13 protein-coding genes are annotated in these 16,222 nt (G+C 68.2%); 6 read left to right on the top strand and 7 right to left on the bottom strand.

All coding sequences use genetic code 11. The annotated features are described in order from the left end of the window. Positions 1–30 precede the first annotated feature (30 nt). Positions 31–2,718, bottom strand: a complete 2,688-nt coding sequence (locus tag ACZ5MC_RS22125; RefSeq protein WP_464516770.1) for a HEAT repeat domain-containing protein — start codon at positions 2,716–2,718, stop codon at positions 31–33. A gap of 70 nt (positions 2,719–2,788) precedes the next feature. Here ACZ5MC_RS22125 and ACZ5MC_RS22120 point away from each other — a divergent pair, with 70 nt between their 5' ends. From ACZ5MC_RS22120 to ACZ5MC_RS22100, 5 genes are all read left to right on the top strand, one after another. Continuing rightward, a complete protein-coding gene (locus tag ACZ5MC_RS22120) occupies positions 2,789–3,469 on the top strand; it encodes a hypothetical protein (RefSeq protein WP_306598076.1) in 681 nt (226 codons plus the stop codon). Next, positions 3,469–4,170: a hypothetical protein gene (locus ACZ5MC_RS22115; RefSeq protein ID WP_464516769.1), complete on the top strand. Its 702-nt coding sequence runs from the start codon at positions 3,469–3,471 to the stop codon at positions 4,168–4,170. Before ACZ5MC_RS22120 ends, ACZ5MC_RS22115 begins: the two co-directional genes overlap by 1 nt. Positions 4,171–4,241: 71 nt before the next feature. Beyond that, entirely contained in the window at positions 4,242–4,601 is a 360-nt protein-coding gene (locus tag ACZ5MC_RS22110) for a roadblock/LC7 domain-containing protein (protein WP_306598074.1), read from the top strand. 42 nt (positions 4,602–4,643) lie between these two features. Further along, a complete protein-coding gene (locus ACZ5MC_RS22105; RefSeq protein WP_306598073.1) occupies positions 4,644–6,050 on the top strand; it encodes a NupC/NupG family nucleoside CNT transporter in 1,407 nt (468 codons plus the stop codon). Positions 6,051–6,598: 548 nt separating this feature from the next. Next, complete coding sequence (locus ACZ5MC_RS22100) at positions 6,599–7,660, top strand: hypothetical protein (protein WP_306598072.1); 1,062 nt, start codon at positions 6,599–6,601, stop codon at positions 7,658–7,660. Positions 7,661–7,693: 33 nt separating this feature from the next. Here the strand turns inward: ACZ5MC_RS22100 and nuoF are convergent, their stop codons facing one another. Both nuoF and ACZ5MC_RS22090 read right to left on the bottom strand, forming a co-directional pair. Continuing rightward, entirely contained in the window at positions 7,694–9,067 is a 1,374-nt protein-coding gene (gene nuoF, locus ACZ5MC_RS22095; RefSeq protein ID WP_306598071.1) for an NADH-quinone oxidoreductase subunit NuoF, read from the bottom strand. Positions 9,068–9,069: 2 nt separating this feature from the next. Then, positions 9,070–9,645 (bottom strand): NADH-quinone oxidoreductase subunit NuoE family protein, encoded by a 576-nt coding sequence (locus ACZ5MC_RS22090; RefSeq protein ID WP_306598070.1) that lies wholly within the window; start codon positions 9,643–9,645, stop codon positions 9,070–9,072. Between the two features lie 285 nt (positions 9,646–9,930). Here ACZ5MC_RS22090 and ACZ5MC_RS22085 point away from each other — a divergent pair, with 285 nt between their 5' ends. Beyond that, the gene (locus ACZ5MC_RS22085; RefSeq protein ID WP_306598069.1) at positions 9,931–10,416 is read left to right on the top strand and encodes a MarR family winged helix-turn-helix transcriptional regulator; all 486 of its coding nucleotides are present in this window, start codon (positions 9,931–9,933) and stop codon (positions 10,414–10,416) included. On the opposite strand, the gene ACZ5MC_RS22080 is transcribed toward ACZ5MC_RS22085, so the two are convergent. The 4 genes from ACZ5MC_RS22080 to ACZ5MC_RS22065 form a co-directional block, all read right to left on the bottom strand. Further along, positions 10,413–11,678, bottom strand: coding sequence for an RluA family pseudouridine synthase (locus ACZ5MC_RS22080; RefSeq protein WP_306598068.1), 1,266 nt, complete (start codon positions 11,676–11,678; stop codon positions 10,413–10,415). The genes ACZ5MC_RS22085 and ACZ5MC_RS22080 overlap by 4 nt on opposite strands. Positions 11,679–11,803: 125 nt before the next feature. Continuing rightward, a complete protein-coding gene (locus tag ACZ5MC_RS22075) occupies positions 11,804–14,602 on the bottom strand; it encodes a M16 family metallopeptidase (protein WP_306598067.1) in 2,799 nt (932 codons plus the stop codon). Between the two features lie 90 nt (positions 14,603–14,692). Next, on the bottom strand, positions 14,693–15,472 hold the full coding sequence (locus ACZ5MC_RS22070; protein WP_306598066.1) for a YwiC-like family protein: 780 nt from the start codon (positions 15,470–15,472) through the stop codon (positions 14,693–14,695). Positions 15,473–15,476: 4 nt separating this feature from the next. Further along, complete coding sequence (locus ACZ5MC_RS22065) at positions 15,477–16,016, bottom strand: uracil-DNA glycosylase family protein (protein WP_306602301.1); 540 nt, start codon at positions 16,014–16,016, stop codon at positions 15,477–15,479. Between the last annotated feature and the right edge of the window lie 206 nt (positions 16,017–16,222).

Below are 16,222 nucleotides of genomic sequence, written 5' to 3'. Positions count from 1 at the left end.
GAAATATTAATTAAAGACAGCTTAACCCCTTCAGGGCTCCAGCGCCTGGAGGACGTGCTCCGTGGGGTAGGGCTTGAAGAGGGCCCCGATGACCCAGGGATTCAGCCGCAGCGGCGCGATGTCGCGGTTGGCGGTGGAGAGCAGGGCGTAGCGGAAGCGCTCGCGGCCCTTGAGGTCCTCCAGCCACGGGGCGAGGTCGCCCTGGGCGTCCTTGCTCTCGGTGATGACCAGGTCCACGGAGCGGCCCGCCAGGATCGCCTCCGCCTCCTCCCGGCTTCCGGCCTCCATGACCTCGCGCTCCCCGTTGGCCAGGGCCATGGCCAGGCGCTTGCGGAAGAAGGCGCTGGGCTCGAGCAGCAGGACGGAGCGCACCGGGGGCCGCCGGTTGAGATCGGATTCCGTCAGGCCCAGGGCCAGGAGGGCGGCGCGCGCGGCGCTCTTGAGGCCCAGGCCGGAGGCACTCAGGTAGATCTCCCGGATGGGCTCCACCATTCCGGGCTGGCGGGTCAGGCCGCCGATCTCGCAGAGGTGGGCCACCTCGCGCCACTCGGCGCCAGGGGCCGAGAGCATGCCCAGCACCACCCCGGAGAGGGTCTGGGCCAGCTCGGGCCGGATGATGAGCTCGGGGTCGGAGAGGGCCTCCCGCAGGGCCAGGAGGGCCTCGGCCTTCTTCGGGCCCTTCTCGGGCAGCTTCTGGATCTGGGCGTTGATGCCGGCTTCCTTCTGCGCCAGGAGCCCCAGGCCGTCGCCGCGCCGGGCCAGCTCCTTGACCACCAGGGCGACCCGGTCGTTGGACTCCCGGTCCCAGGTCTCCTTGGTGCGCATGTCGAACAGGAAGTCCGAGACCCGGTCCTTCAGGAGGTTGTACGCGGGCCGGTCGAAGACGAAGAGGTCCTGGGAGGCCAGGATGGCGCGCAGGCGCTGGCCCTCCCCCTCGCGCTCGTCGCAGCACCTCTCGAAGAGCTTGATGAAGTCGGGCAGGTCGTCCAGGGGCAGGGGCCGGTCGAAGCCGGGGAAGGCCGTGAGCGCGCCCTCCAGGGCCAGGATGAGCACCTGGGGCTGCTTGAGGTTGGGGGCCTTGCGCAGGAGGCCCAGGGAGGCCTCCGGGGTGCCCAGCTCCTTGAGCGCGGCGGCCAGGGCGATCTGGAGGTTGAGGGGCTTGCCGTCGTGGAGGAGCTCCAGGAGCACGGGAGCGCTGCCGGGGTAGCCGATGGCGGACAGCGCCTCCACCGTCTCGACGATGAGGGCGTCCCGGTTGTCCTTCTGGAGGAAGCCCAGGAGGGGCTCGGCGGCCATGCGGGTGCGGTTCTCGCCGAAGACCCGGATGGCGCTGCGCACCTGGTCCTGCTGGCCGCTCTCGAACATGCCCATGAGGGCCGGGAAGCTGGAAGGGAGCTTGCCCAGGTGGTGGATGGCCCTCTGGCCCACCTCGACGATGGGGTCCTCCATGGCCGCCAGGAAGAAGGGGGTCAGGGCGTCGTCCTCGCGGGTGCCCAGCGCGTCCAGGTACTTCTCCCGGCGCGAGATGTCGGGGTCCTTGAGCAGCTCGGCCAGGAGGGCCGTCTCGGTCACGGGCAGCAGGCGGAGGAAGGCCGTGACGAACCCGTCGCCCCCGGCCCGGCTCCGGAGGATCGGCGCGAAGATGGGCAGGATCTCCTCCCGGGTGATCTCCCCGCAGTCCACCTTGAAGGCCAGGGCCTCGGCCACCTGGTCCACCAGGGAGGTCAGGAAGCCCAGGCGGGCCTCCACGCCCTGGGCGGCGTCGGAGACCATGGCGGAGTACCGGGCCACCTTGCCCTCCCCCATGAGGGTCAGGGCGTCGGTGAGGAAGGTCTCGTAGACGCCCCCCACCCAGGGGCGCAGGTCCTCGACGGCGCCCAGGATGTCGGGCTCCTCCTGGGCCGCGGCCCGCTGGAGGCCGGCGAGCAGCTCCTTGGTCTCCGGGTGCCGGCTGGAGAAGTGGGCGAGTGTCTGGCGCAGGAGCTCGGGCAGGACCGAAGCCCGCTGCAGGGTCTGGAGGCGGTTGAGCCCGGCCAGGAGCAGCTGGTGGTCGAGGAAGTCCTCCCGGGCCGATTCCGCCACCGCCTTCAGGAAGGCCGTGGCCCCGGCCTCGGGCAGCGAGCCCATGACGCGGATGGCCAGGCGCTGGGCGAGGGGGTCCCCGTTGTGATAGGCCTCCACGATGGCACCCAGGTCCTGGGCGCCGGCCGTGGCCCCAAGCAGCTTGGCGCCCTGGGCCGCCATGCGGAGGTTGCCCTGGCCCTCCATGAGCCGGCTGATGTGGTAGGCGGCGCTCTGCTGGCTCTGGAAAAGGCCCAGCTCCCGGTTCAGGATCACCTGGTAGTCGTGCTCGGTGCGGGAGGTCTTCAGCGCCGTCAGGGCCGTCAGGGCCCCCCGGGTCCCAAGCGCGCCCAGGGTGGCGCACCCCTCGTCGAAGATGCCCAGGTCCTGCTCGGTCTTGAGGGCCATGGCGATCCAGGGCGTCCATTCGGGCCAGTCGAACTTGGCCACGGCGCCCAGGATGGCCTTGCGCAGTCCCCGGGGCGTCCCCTGGGAGCCGAGCCGGCTGCCCAACTCATGCAGGGCCTGCTTTTTGAGTGTCTGGAGCTGACTGGCCAGCCTGGCCGGGAACTGCACATCCCCTTCGGCGAACTCCTTGAGGAGGTCGCGGAGGTTGTCCAGGGGTGTGTGCGGGATCTTCCGTAGCGGGCTTGGCATTACATCCTGTGAAAGAGGGGCGGCAAGCATTATTCTTTTCACAATCGCCGCGATTCGCTAGCGTTTCCACATGCGCATTCCGTATTTTCTGCTCCTGGCCATGTCCTGCCTCCTCGGGGCCCAGATCCCCTTCGGGGAACTGGCCCCCATGGACCGGGAGGAAGCCGCCCAGATCGTGAAGAAGGCCGACTTCGCCTTCCAGACCCGTACGCAGCCGGTGCACGTTCGAACTTCCACCATGGAAAAGATCTTCGACCACCCCCGCATGAGCCTGGCCATGTGGCGCTATTGCCAGTTCGTGCCCAGGTTCCACGGCTTCGTCCTCCCCGACGGGTCCTGGACCCTGGACGACGCCCGGGGCCTCACCGGGCGCCTGCGGTGCGTGCTGGCCAAGCCCGGTTTCCGGGTCTACCTGGTGGAGGGCCGCGCCGAGGCGGGCCGGCTGAAGACGCCCTTCGCCGTGGGCGCGCGCATGGCCGTGGCCTACCGCTACTGGGACACGCCCCAGGGGTTCGAGACCCACCTCCAGACCTGGACCGCCCTGGACTCGGCCGTCCTGGGCATCGTCGCCCGGCCCTTCCAGGGCTACATCCGCCACCGCCAGGACGAGTTCATCGCCTACATCAACGGCAATATCGCCACCTTCGGCCAGTTCGCCGAACGGGACCCGAAGGAGTTCCGCGATCCCCTCCGGAGCGAAGGCGATCCCGTGGCGGTCCACGACTTCGACGCCCTCTTCCCGAAGCGCTGATGGAATCCTTCCGCGAGCTCTGGACACGGGCCTTCCGCCCCCGGGAGGGCTTCCGGGCGCGGGCCCTGGAGGCCCCCACCCTGGCGGGGTCCGTCAAGGACCTCCTGCTCCTGCGCGCGCCCCTGGCCTTCCTGGGCCTGGTCCTCGGCTACCTGAGCTTCTCGGGCCTCTACGCCCGGCTCGTCTCCCCGGACAGCGAGGTGTGGACGCACATCCTCCGGCAGCTCCCGGAAGCCGTCGATCCGGCGGAACTCCGCGCGGCCCTGGCGAACCTTCCCGCGGCCCCGGGGCTCCACGCGCTGCTGCCCTGGATGGTGCTGCTGGCGCCCGTTGCGGTCCTGGGCCTCTGGCTCCACGACGCGACCTTCGACCACGTGGCCCTGTGGCTCCTGGGGGGGCTGCGGGAGCGCCGCGGGTTCCGGGCCAGCCTCGTGGCCGACGCCGAAGCCCTCAAGGTGGGCGCCTTCGGGGCCGCCGCGGCCCTGCTGGGCGACCTCCCCGTGGTGGGGTTCGCCTTCGGCCTGCTCCTCCTGCCCGTGGCCGTCTATTTCTGGATCCTGCGGGGGTACGCCCTGGCCGCGTGGCACGGGTGCCCGCCCTGGAAGGGCGTGACGGCCACCCTGGTGCACGTGGCCCTTGTGGGAGTCTGGCTGGTCCTGATGATCCTGGCCTGCCTCCTGATGCTCCTCATGCTCCTGTAGAATGGTTCATGGTGGCGTTCCCCCCGCAGACAGGTCATCATGTGACCACGTTCCCCCAAGGGAGTTCCCCCATGTCCTTCCAGGCCATTCTGGACAATCTGATCGAGCGGGTGCCCGAAGCCATCGCGGCGACCTTCAACGACAAGGACGGGGATCCCCTCTGCTCGCGCACCATCGAGGTGCCCAACGACGCCCTGCAGCTCCTGGGCGCCTACCGGAACGTCGTCAAGCGCCATCTCCAGCAGGCCGTGGAGGAGTTCGACCGGGGCGAGGTCGAGCAGGTGGCCTTCTGCACCGACCAGCACTGGATCCTCATGATGGGCGGGCTGGAACACTGCTCCCTGGTGCTGGTGATGCGCCGGGACGGCATCCTGGGCCGCGCCCGCTTCCAGATGCAGCAGGCCCTGGAACAGCTCAACCAGCAGCTGTGAATCCCTTCTGAAACACCAAAAAACGAGTGATATGGGAGAATCATGGTCCGATTTACGGGTCTTCTTGGTCTTGTCTGCTTCATGGCTCTGGCCTACGCGTGGTCCTCGGACCGCAAGGCCATCCACTGGAAAACCGTCGGCTGGGGCATGGCCCTGCAGTGGATCCTGGCCCTGGTGGTCCTCAAGGGCGAGTTCCTTTCCAGCGCCCTGGGCTTCATCCCCTTCCCCCCCCACGCCGGCTGGGTGATCTTCGCGCTCCTGTTCGTGCCGATGCTCTTCAAGCGCTACGGCATCCTCCAGGTGGCCTGGTTCAAGTGGGCCCTGGGCACCGTGGTGGCCGTGGCCCTGGTCCGCGGCAACCTGGTGGGCTCGGTCTTCGACAAGGCCCGGGTGGTGGTGGAGGGCCTCATGTCCTACGCCAAGGCCGGCGCGACCTTCGTCTTCGGCCCCCTGGCCACCCCCTCCGGCGCCGCCGTCACCAACGCCCAGGGCGCCACCGTGGGCAGCATGGGCATGATCTTCGCCTTCGTGGTGCTGCCCACCATCATCTTCGTGGCCAGCATCTTCGCCGTGCTCTACCACGTGGGCGCCATGCAGTGGGTCGTGGGGGCCTTCTCCCGCGCCATCAGCCGCTTCCTCAAGGTGAGCGGCGCCGAGAGCCTGTCGGTCTCGGCCAGCATCCTCATGGGCCAGACCGAGGCCCCGCTGACCATCCGCCCCTACCTGGCCGGCCTCACCCGGTCCGAGCTCATGGTCGTCATGACCGCCGGCATGGCCCACGTGTCGGGTTCGATCATGGTGGCCTACGTGCAGGTGGCCCACGTTGACGTGGTGCACCTCCTCACCGCCGTCATCATGACCGCCCCCGGCGCCATCATGATCGCCAAGATCCTGGAGCCCGAGACCGGCACCCCCGCCACCGCCGGCGAAGTGCAGGTGAACATCCCCTCCAACGACGCCAACGTCCTGGACGCCGCCGCCCGCGGCGCCTCCGAGGGCCTGCACCTGGCCATCAACGTGGCCGGCATGCTCATCGCCTTCATCGCGCTCATCGCCCTGATGAACGGCATCCTGAAGGCCATCTTCCCGGCGCTGTCCCTGGAGCTGGTGCTCGGCGTCATCTTCCGGCCCTTCGCGTGGCTCATGGGCATCCCCTGGAAGGAGGCCGGCATCGTGGGCTCCCTCCTGGGCCAGCGCATGGTCATCAACGAGTTCGTGGCCTTCATCCAGCTGGGCAACCTTCCCGAGCTGAGCACCAAGGCCCGCCTCATCTCGACGTTCGCCCTGTGCGGCTTCGCGAACTTCAGCAGCATCGCCATCCAGGTGGGCGGCATCGGCGCGCTGGTGCCGGAGCGGCGCGGCGACCTCGCGCGGCTCGGGCTGAAGGCGATGATCGCGGGGACCCTGGCGAACTTCATGTCGGCCTGCATCGCGGGGATCCTGAGCTGAAGGGGACTTGGAGCCATCTGGGCACGGAAAAAGTCCGGCCGGGGCCTTGCACCCCGGCCGGATGCGATTTAGCATGATGTTTCAGTTCGCAATTGAGCGGTCTGATTTTAATAAACTAATTTTGATGTAATTTATGAAATATACCATACTCACCTTGGTTTTCTTGTCAACTGCCTATTTTCAGGCTGGTGCAGTGGTTCCGCAGGATCCAGGAATTCAGCATCCCATTTTTGATGAAATGGATTCGAGGGGTGGGGGTTCGAGTTCTCGTCAGGACTGCATAAAGGTGTGTGATAAAAAATATGCGGAGAAGGTCAAGGCAGGAGCCCTCCTCACCGGTATTGAGCTATTTACGTGGGCTCTACTGATAAAAAATGAATATGACAAATGTGTTGCTGGCTGCCCATCTTAAGAGATTGTTCTCTCTCCGTTTTTTACATATCTCTCCGACTTTGCGTCACCTGGCACCTAAAACATAAATAATACTATAACCGTCTTGATATAGCTACTCAGTCAGCAATTAATAATTTTATTATCAAGGGTTTTCCATGCAATCGACAAAATCCATTAAGACAATTATTTGCTACCTTACCTTTTTTTGTTGCCTTTGGCCACAGGATCCCCCTGACTACCCCGGTTTCCGCGGCCTGCCGGGCCTCGTCTGGAGTGGTGGGAAGCGCATTCTGTCCCTTGATTTTGGCCGTGCGCTCGAAATCGCCGATCAGACATCAGGAAAGGAGGAAACCCTTGAAGAGCCCGAGGGCGCCTTGGGCCTGACCTACCGTGCCGGTGTCGCAACCACCTGCCGGCTCGTGGACAAGACCATCCTGGTCTCCCAGCAGAGGCTCCCGGGCCTCTGGGAAAACTTCCCCATCGATTTCGGGACCTTCGGACGCGACGAATTTTTCGGACTGCCTTCGAAGCTCTATCAGACCGATACCGGCTCGCGATTTTTCGTCATGGATGTGATGCCCGGATTTTCGAAAGGGGAGGACGCTTCCATCTGCTCCTGGTGGAAGCAGACGAACGGCGGGGTCTTCAAGGCGGAGGCCCTGATTCCCATCGCCCTCGACGTACCGGTCTTCCAGGCCTTCCATCCGGTGGGACCGGGCGGAGCGTGGATTGCCCAGGTGGCCCTCCGTTACCAAGGACTGCTACCGTTCCTGGAGTTCCCCATCCAGGTGAAGGGGGCCTTCCTTGTGGTCTCCTGGAATGCCGGGATCATCTGGGTGATCAAGGACGATGACCCGTGGCCCTCCCGGACGATCAAACTCCTGCCGCTGGACGACGACTGCCTGTCGGGGCGGAAGCGGCACAGCCCCGTGCTCCTGGGGATCCAGCCCATGCCCAACGACCGGGTGCTTGTGGCCATGCGGACCCGGAAGGCGATCGAGGCCTCCATCCGATTGGAACAGGCGCCCAGGAGCTCCGTCCCCCAGCCGCCCGATGGCCAGGGATTGGACGAAATCGAATGGAAGGAGGTTGACCCCTTCGAGGGGAGGGTCGGCGACCCGGATCCGGCTGTGCTCGAACGCGCCCCCACCTCCTGGCCCGCGGGTGAAACCCTGGCTTTCCGCTTTGATCTGGCCGGGAGGCTGATCCTTCCCTAATGAGCGTTCGGGCCCTGCGGGTCCCCACGCCCCTCAGTGCGCCGCCACCAGCTCCGGCAGGATGCTCTTCGCGCCCACCATGCACGTCTTGTGCTCCAGGTGGTACTCGAACTCGCCCCTGAACTTCTGCAGGAACGACTCCACCGGTCCGCAGGCGGCATCCCCCAGGGGGCAGAGCGTCCTGAGGTTGATCCGCGGCGGCAGGCTCGCGAGAAGCTCCAGGTCGCCTGGGCGGCCCTGGCCGTGCTCCAGGCGGTGGAGGATCATCTCCATCCAGTTGCAGCCTTCCCGGCAGGGGGTGCACTGGCCGCAGCTCTCGTGGGCGTAGAAGTGGGTGAGGCGGAGCAGGGCCTGGACCATGCAGGTGCTCTCGTCCATGACGATCATGCCGCCCGAACCCGCCATGGAACCGCGGGCCTTGACCGTGTCGAAGTCCATGGGGCAGTCGAAGTCCTTGGCGTCGAAAACCGGGGCGCTGGAGCCGCCGGGGATGACGGCCTTGAGCTTGCGGCCGGTGCTGGAGCCGCCGCCCAGGTCGTTGAGGATGAAGTCCATGGGCAGGCCCAGGGGGAGCTCGTAGAGGCCGGGGCGCTTCACATGGCCGCTGAGGCCGTAGATGCGGGTGCCGGTGTTGCCGGGGGTGCCCAGCTGCGCGTAGGCGTGCCCGCCCATGCGGAGGATGGGGGCCACGGCGGCCAGGGTCTCCACGTTGTTCACGGTGGTGGGCTGGCCGAAGGCCCCCACGGAGGCCGGGAAGGGGGGCTTGACCCGGGGCTCGCCGCGGCGGCCCTCGAGGCTGTTGAGCAGGGCGGTCTCCTCGCCGCAGATGTAGGCGCCGGCGCCCCGGTAGGTGAGGATGTCGAAGTCCCAGCCGGTGCCCAGGATGTCCTTGCCCAGGAACCCGGCGTCGCGGGCCTCCTGGAGCGCGGCCTCGAGCTTGTCGATGAGCCAGGAGAACTCGCCCCGCAGGTAGATGAACCCGGTGCGGCACTGCATGGCCCAGCCGGCGATGACCATGCCCTCGATGAGCTGGTGGGGGTTGTACTCCAGGATCGCGCGGTCCTTGAAGGTCCCGGGCTCGCCCTCGTCGCCGTTGCAAACGAGGTAGCGGGTCACCTTGCGCTCGGGGGTGTCCTTGGGCATGAAGCCCCACTTCATCCCGGTGCGGAAGCCGGCGCCGCCCCGACCGCGCAGGTCGGAGGCCTTCACCTCGGCGGTGACGGCCGCGGGCTCCATCTTCAGGGCCTTGCGGCAGGCCTCGTAGCCTTCCCACTTCTCCGTGTAGACCTTGAGGTGCCAGTTGTGCAGGTCCCCGGCGCCGCGGAGCATGAGGTTGGGGTACTTCGAGGAGCCGAAGCCCTCGAAGGTGTAGAGCTGGTGGTCGGGCTTGGTGCGGATGGCGGCCATGGTCACTCCCCCCACGCTGCGGTCTCGCCGCGCCGGCAGGCATCCATGAGGGCCTCCAGCTTCGCCTCGTCCACGAACTCGTCGAAGACGCCGTGGTTGATCTGGATGCAGGGCCCGCTGCCGCAGGAGGCCAGGCACTCCACCTCATCCACGCTCCAGAGCCCGTCCGGGGAGGGGCCCTCGCCGGGCCTGGCGCCGGTCTTCTCGATGACCTTGGCCAGCAGTTCCGCGGCCCCGTTCAGGGCGCAGCAGAGGTTGGTGCACACCTCGAAGTGGTACCGTCCCACGGGCTTCTTGCGGAACATGGTGTAGAACGTGGCCACCCCGAAGACGTGCCCTTCGGTGACCCCCAGCGCCGCCGCCACTTCCTTCATGGCCCCCAGGCTCAGGAAGCCGAACTCCTTCTGGGCGATGTACAGGGCCGGCAGGGTCCCGGCCATCCGGTCCGGGAACTGGGAGGCGATGGCCTGGATCTTCGCGACAGCCTCCGGGCTGAGCTTGTCCCGCTGCGTCTTGGGCAGACGCTCGCCCGGCGCCAGGGGCACATCGCTGGTTTCAGGGGGCAGGGGATGGTTCATGGCTCGTCCGCGAAGGTAACTAAGGACACCCAGTCTATCCTGTATCCCCCGCACCACGGCACCAAAGCCTCGCGGCCCGGCTCCGTCCGCCGGCGCGCCCGGGAAGGCGTTCCGGGGCGTATGTGTTGAAACGCCTAATTCGCCCGCGGGACCCCTCCGGCCGCTCCCGGGCGCATTCCGCACCCGCCCCTGCCGGCCGCCCGTTCCCGAAATCCCGCGGCTGGACACGCCAGCGCCCCCATCTACACTGAAGGCACGCCCAAGGGCACAGGAAACGGCCACCCCATGCAGCTGCGCGAAGAGCTCCTCATCAACAAGCCCCTGGACCCCGGCCAGGAGCTGCTCCTGTCCATCCTCCTTTGCCGGGAGTACGCCACCCGGCTCTCCGACGAGCGGCTCTTCAAGCCCGCCGGCATTACGGATCAGCAGTTCAACGTGCTGCGGATCCTCAAGGGGGGACCCGACGACGGCTACCTCATCCGGGAGCTGCGCCGCCGCATCATCAGCAGGAGCGCCGACGTGCCGCGGCTCGTGGACCGCATGGTGAAGGCGGGTCTGGTGTGCCGCCGGGAGGACCCCAACGACCGCCGGGGCTGCCTCGTGAAGCTCACCCCGGAAGGCCGTGCGCTGGAGGCCAAGCTCGCCCCGGTGCACACGGCCCTGTGCCGCGAGATCGACGGACTCCTGGGGCCCGAGGACAACCGGGTCCTCATCGCCCTCCAGCAGAAGCTGCGGGAAGGGATGCAGGAACGGCTGGAGACCGCGGACTAGCCCTTCTTGGGGCCGGGCTTGCGGAAGCCGCCCGTGGGCTTCGCCACGGGCCTGCCGCCCGCGGGCCGGGCATCGGCGGGCCGGCGCGGCCGGGGGGCGTCGTCACCGGGGCCCGCAGCGCGGCGCGGCCTGGGGGCGTCGTCGCGGGGGCCCGCGGCGCGGCGTGGCCGGGGGGCGTCTTCGCGGCCGGAGGGGGCCCGCCGGGGCTCGTCCTTGGTGTAGCGCTCGGCGCGCCGGACCCGGTCCAGCTTTCGCTCGGCGGTGATCTTGGGCTTGTAGATGTCGGCCTCGCCCTTGAGGCCGGCGTCGGCGCGCTCCACCCGGCGCGCGGTGCGCAGGGCCTTGAGCGCCTTCTCCATGTCCGAGGGCAGCGGGGCCGAGGCGGTGACGGATTCGCCGGTGACGGGGTGGCGGAAGCCCAGCAGCTCGGCGTGGAGGGCCTGGCGGTCGATGATGGGGCTGGGGCTGCCGTAGACCTGGTCGCCCAGGAGCGGGAACCCGCGGTCGGCGAACTGGACGCGGATCTGGTTGCGCCGGCCCGTCTCCAGCTTGACCTCCACGACGGTGTGCCCCGGGAGGCGCTCCAGCACGCGGTAGTGGGTGATGGCGACCTTGGCGCCCTTGACGTCGTGCTTGGCCTTGGAGTTCTCGGGCACCACCTGCATGCGCAGGGACTTCCGTTCCACCAGCTTGTCCGAGAGGGTCCCGGCGTTCTCGGGCAGCTCGCCCACGAGGATGGCCTTGTAGATGCGGTGGAGGTGGTGCTCGTCGAAGATGCGCTTGAGGCCGTTGAGGGCCTCGGGGGTCTTGGCGAAGACCAGCACGCCGGAGGTGAATCGGTCCAGGCGGTGGGCGATGAAGAGCTGGAAGCGCTTGAAGCCGCGGCGGCGGTACAGGTCGGTGAGGGCCTCGGCCAGGCAGGGGTCGGTGTTCTTCTCTGCGGGCACCGTCAGGAGGCCGGCGGGCTTGTCCACGAAGACGAGGTGCTTGTCCTCCAGGAGGATCGTGAACGGGCAGTCGGCGGACCTGCTGGGTTTGGGCTGGGCGCTGTAGACCATGTCCGGGTCGAAGACCACGTCGATGACGTCCCCGGCCGTGAGGCGCTGGCCGTAGGTGCGGACCTCCAGGCCGTTGACCTTGACGCAGCCAGCGTCGATGAGGCCCTTGGCCTGGCGGTGGCTGACCTCCAGCTTGCGGTGCAGCTCCGCGGCAAGGGCGGTACCTTCGACCGCGCCGGTCCAGTTTTCCTTCGATCGGGCCATGGGCTCCTCCAGTGCCCGGCGTCCGTTGAAACGCTGAGCTTCCTGACCATGGAACCATAAAAACCCATATTTATCAACAAAAAAGGGCGGCCCCACCCGGGGCCGCCCTCCTTGGGGGGTCCACCCTACCTGGCCGGGGCGGCCTTCGCGAAGTCGCCGGCCTTGACCACGCTGATGCTGCCGGGCGCCAGGAACTTCTTCAGGGCCGAGAGGATCTGGTCGTTGGTGAGCTCGGCAACCTTCCTGTCCAGGGCTGCCTGGAAGGCCATGGTCCTGCCGGCCTCCTCGTTGCTGGCGAGGCGGCCGGTCAGCTCCCGGTCCTGGGCGCGGCTCTGTTCCTGCCCCTGGAGCCACCCGGACTTGGCCTCGGCGATCTCCTTGTCGGTGAAGCCGGTGGCCAGGGCCCGCTCAAGCTCCTCCCGGAAGGCCTTCTCGACCTTGGCGGCGTTCTGGGGGGCGCAGATCGCGTTGGCGGTCCAGGAACCGAAAGTCTCCATGGAGCCGGCCCGGAAGCGCGAGCCGACGCCGTAGCTGAGGCCGTCCTTGACCCGGATCCGGTTGGCCAGGCGGCTGTTGAGGAAGCCGCCGCCCAGCATGAAGTTGCCCAGAACCATGGCCGGGTAGTCGGGATCGGTGTCGCGGATGGCGAGGTTCAGGCCGGCGAGGAAGACGGCATTGGGCTTGTCGGGGGTCTCGATGACTTCCGATCGGGCCGTGGAGGGACGGGGGGTGGCGGTGATGCGGGCATAGGGGGCCGGGCTCTTCCAGGTGCCCAACAGGCCTTCGACCACCGGCCGGATGGCCGCGGCGTCCACGTCGCCCACAATGGCCAGCTCGCCGTGGGAGGCGCCGAAGAAGGCGGCGTGGAAGGCCTTGGCGTCCTCCACCTTCACGGTCTTGAGGTCGGCGATGGCCTCCTCGATGCTGTCGGTGTGGCGGGGGTGGCCCTTGGGCCAGATATCGAGCAGCTGCTGGAACCGCGTGTAGCCCAGGGCCGTGGGATCGCTCTTCTGGGCCTCCATGCCGGCGAGGTTCTCCTGGCGGAGGATCTCGAACTCCGTGGCGGCGAAAGCGGGCTCCCGCAGGGCCTCCGTCACCAGCTTGAGCGTGCCGGCGAGGTTCTCCTTCACCGTCTCGATGGAGACGCTGATCCCCTCGGCGCCGCCGTTGAAGTCCACGTTCGCCTTGAGCTGGTCCAGCCGGTCCTGGAATTCCTGGCGTCCGGTGCGGACGGTGCCGCGGCTCAGCATGGCCGCGGCCATGGAGGCGCGGGCGTCCTGGCCCATGAGCGCAGCCTCGGTGCCGAAGTGAAGGGCGAGCGTTGCGTGGACGGAGCCGCCGCGCGTCTTCTTGGGCACCATCGCGACCTTGAGGCCGGCCGCGGTGGCGAAGCGCACCGTGCGTGCCTCGATGGCCAGGGGGGTGGCGTCGAAGGCCTCTCCCTGGCTCTTGAGCTCCTGGCCCTTGTAGTCCTTGACCATGGCCGCCACGTCCTTCAGGTCGGGGATCTCGGACCGGTCCGGCTTGGGGGTGGGGATGAAGGTGCCCAGGGTGCGGTTGCTGGGCTTGAGGTAGGCCTTGGCGACCCGCTGCAGGTCGGCGGGCGTCACCGCCTTCACCCGGTCCCGGCCCAGGAAGAGGGTGCGCCAGTCGCCCAGGGCGATGGGTCCGCTGAGCGCGAGGCCGACCTGGTCGGACTGGTTGAGGTGGAGGTCGAATTCCTTGAGGATGCTGGTCTTGGCGCGCTCGACCTCCTCGGGGGCGAAGGTGGCCGCACCGGCCTCCTCGGTGATCTTGAGCACGGCATCCCGGGCCTCGTCGAGGTTGCCGCCGGGCGGGAGCATGGCGCCGACATACATCAGCCCGGGCTCACGGGTGGGCTGGGGAAAGGAGAAGACGAAGGCGGCCTTCTTGGGCTCCACCAGGGCCTTGTAGAGCCTGCCCGAAGGCGCGTCGCTGAGCACCTGGCTCAGCACCGAAAGAGCCGCCATGTCCGGGTCCGTCCCGGCAGGGATGTGATAGGCGGCCATCAGGGCCAGGGTGTCGCCCACGCGCCGGACCGTGACGCTCCGTTCGCCGTCCTGGGTCGGCTCGACCGTGTAGGTCCTCTCCAGGATCCGGGCCGGCCTGGGAATGGGGCCGAAGGTGTCGTTGACCAGGGCCAGGGTCCGGGCCGGGTCGAACTTGCCGGCCACCAGCAGCACGGCGTTGTCGGGCTGGTAGTACTTCCGGAAGAAGTCCGAGAGGTGCCAGATGTTGACGTTCTCGATGTCCGCGCGGCACCCGATGGTGGGCTTGCCGTAGTTGTGCCAGAGGTAGGCGGTTTCGGCGACCCGCTGCTGCAGGACGGCGAAGGGCTGGTTCTCGCCCATCTCGAATTCGTTGCGGACCACGGTCATCTCGGTCCTGAGCAGCTCGGCGGCCTTCTCCGGCTTGACGGCCACCCAGCTGTTGATCATGCGGTCCGCTTCCAGGTCCAGGGCCCACTTCAGGTTCTCGTCGGTGGCCTTCATCGACTCGAAGTAGTTGGTGCGGTCGTAGTTGGTGGTCCCGTTGGGGCGGGTGCCGTGGAGGGTGAGCTCGTTGGGGATGTCGGGGTGGCGCGCGGTGCCCTTGAAGATCATGTGCTCGAGCAGGTGGGCCATGCCGGTCTCGCCGTAGCTCTCGTTGCGGCTGCCCACCAGGTAGGTGATGTTCACCGTGACGTTGGGCTTGGAGGGGTCGGGGAACAGAAGGACCTTGAGGCCGTTGGCCAGGCGGTATTCGGTGATGCCTTCCACGGAGGCGGTCAGGACCGGGGCGGGCAGGGCGGCCTTGGCGGCCGCCTTGGGTGCGGGGGCCTTCGCCTTGGCCTGGGCCAGGCCGGGAAGGCCGCCCAGGATGAGCAGGGCGGCCACAGGCAGATGGAAGCGGGTTCTCGGCATCGAAAAACTCCTAGCGGATGAAAGGCATGACCTAGCCTCTCACGCGGTGCGGAGGGATTCAACGGCGAGGAAATTAACCAAACTTAACGGTCACCAGAGCCCGAAAACGGCTAGCCCACCGCCCAGGAGGGCCATGGCGGTGGCGGCCCAGCCCACCTGCTTGAGCCGGCGCGGAGCGGGCGGGGCGGCCCACACCCAGAGCGCCGCCAGGGCCATGGGCACCAGCGCCGCCCCGGCGGTGCGGGGCAGGCTTCCGCGCAGGGCCGCCAGGCCCGCCCAGGTGGCCAGGGCCGCGCCCAGGGCGAAGGCGCAAAAGCGCGGGAGCCAGGCCCCGCCGCGCTTGAGGGCGAGGATGTGGCAGTGCACCACGGCGGTGGCGAGGGTGAACATCCCGCCCAGGAGGAGGGCCAGGAGGACCGCCCGTCGGGGACCCCCGCCGCCCAGGAGCACCACACTGCCCGCCGTGGCGGAGAAGGCCCAGGCCGCCACCAGCTCGCCGGCGGCGGTGCGCTCCTGCCGGATGAGGAACAGGAAGAAGAGGACCGCGCCCAGGGCGGCCGCCGGGAGGAGGCCCAGGAGGTGGGCGGCCGGGGCGCCGATCCAGGCCCCGAAGATGGCCAGCAGGAGGACCGAGCCCAGGATCACCAGGCGGAGGGCCGCCCGCACCTGGGAGGCCCCCCGGGCGGCTTCACCCCTGCGGCCCAGGAGGACCAGCACGGGTTCGCTGGCCAGGAAGAGGGTCACCGCCAGCACGGCCTGGAAGATGCCGCGGGAGCCGTGCCCCAGGGCGGCGCCGCACAGGAGGGCCACGCCCAGCTGGGCGTAGGCGCCGTGTTCGCGGGGCCAGAGAGGGTGGGATTCCTTGGGCATCGCTTCAGATCTCCAGCAGGGCCGCGAGCCGGGTTTCCCACTCGCGTCTAAGGTCATCCAATTTCAATCCCTTCCCCTTGCCGGGGGCCGCCTGGAGCAGGCCCTGGGAGGACGGGTGGGGCAGGACCTCCAGCTGGAAGTCCGGGGCCCCTTCGATGCGGGCGAAGACCCACTGGGCCCTGCGCCCCATGGCGACCACCCGGAGGCGGCCCGGGCAGCGCTCCGAGGCCTCCGTCAATTCCTTCCGGAGCCTTTCCTGGTTGCCGGGGGCAAGGAGTTCCTTGTCGGTGGGGGCCCGGAAGGTCCGGAAGTCCCGGGTGGGGCAGACCGGAAAGGCGTTGGAGAGGGCGGCCCCCCGGAGCACCGGCGCCAGGCCGGCTTCCCGGAAGCGGGCGCCGTCCCAGTCCAGGTAGGCCGCCGGAGGGACCTGGGCCAGGCCTGCCGCCTCCAGGGCCCGGTACACGCAGGTGCCGGCACGGTCCCCCCAGAAGGGGATCCCGCTCTGGTCGGCGCCCCGGGGTCCCGGGGCCTCGCCGAAGAGCATGATCCGCACCGGTCCCTCGGGAGGAAAAAGGGGGGCGACCTGGGTTTGAAGAATCCGTGCCATGGCATCAGATTGCCAGAGGCTTATCTTGGAAGATGCGAATTTGAAGTGCGGGAGGCGGGTATGAATTCGACCCCTGGCCTGGATGTGGGCATAAAAAGAATGGTGGAGTCAGGTACTTACATCCCCGCCACCGGGAAGGTGGA

It is taken from the genome of Mesoterricola sp. JemC181 (assembly GCF_055384585.1).
The sequence above is the reverse complement of the archived record's forward strand: the minus strand, read 5'-3'. Positions and strand labels throughout refer to the sequence as shown.